The sequence below is a fragment of the Aliterella sp. E5.1 genome (assembly GCF_057473825.1).
Window position 1 is genome coordinate 1 of record NZ_JBYCCV010000473.1, and the last position, 968, is coordinate 968.

General features: G+C 45.7%; 1 protein-coding gene. It reads left to right on the forward strand.

The window, feature by feature from the left end; translation table 11 throughout:
* Positions 1–550 precede the first annotated feature (550 nt).
* Positions 551–742 (forward strand): hypothetical protein, encoded by a 192-nt coding sequence (locus AC2VE5_RS28325; RefSeq protein ID WP_486890837.1) that lies wholly within the window; start codon positions 551–553, stop codon positions 740–742.
* The last annotated feature ends 226 nt before the right edge of the window (positions 743–968 follow it).

Consider the following 968-nt stretch of genomic DNA (forward strand, 5'->3'; position numbering starts at 1 on the left):
CACCGCTCAAGACCTGGAAGATTACGACAGAGCTACTGAATTAGAGCGGGATGGCTCTAAGGTGCTGGCCCTGCCACAGTCAACCTGGAAGGCAATCGCTACGGCTAAGTAAACAAAACAGGCCCTGGTTCTGCCGGGGCCATAATCAAGTAATCAATTGTAGGAAGCACTATGAAAACTAATCGCCCCTTCAAAGGGGATGGGGAGTGGCGCAAGCATCGGAACAAGTCGCAGAAGCGATACTTTTGGAAACGAGAACGCCAAGCAGTCAAGCGGTTGGCTGGCTGAGGAATCTATACCCTCCCCCAAATAAAATGAAGTCCCCCGCCTTCTAGGGGGCTGCTGCAGCTCAGAACCAATAGTATGGAAACTATATGCCTACAGACATACAATGGCTTACCCTTTGTGATCGGGTAAGAACGCTAGCCCAACTCAGGTTCTGCGTATATGATTTGTACATGACCGGAGTGTATTTATTTGTAGAAGTCAAAAGTTGCGATGACGAAACTGTGAAGCATGTTTTCACCTTGACTCCAGAGGGCGACATTATATGAATCTCAAAAGCTTGAAGACAGAGCAAATCAAAGATTATATCCAGGCTGAGCTTAAGAAAGGGCGTTCCATGCCAGAGATTGTGAAAGAGGTTGCAGATACTCGTAATGACTTCACAATTTTATCTGTGAATGATAGCCCTGAAGTTGCACATCAAAAGATTGTCAATGCACTTGAGACAGCCGGGTGATGCCGCTAATTTATCTCCAGGCTAATTTAGACGATGCGCTGCCGCTGTTTGAAATTTGTTGATACTTTGAAGACCATCCACCTTTGAGTAAATCCGAAATCGAAAGCTTGTGCCAAAGATTAAATATCTGACAAATCTCTTTGATTCGATTACCAGCCTGCCTTCAAGGGATACGCCTAAGCCACCTGAAAAGTTTGAGGTTGCGGTAAAGCTTCTTTAGGTGTGT

Coding starts and splice junctions, on each gene's coding strand:
- AC2VE5_RS28325 (WP_486890837.1), top strand. CDS start 551: ATGAATCTCAAAAGCTTGAAGACAGAGCAAATCAAAGATTATATCCAG.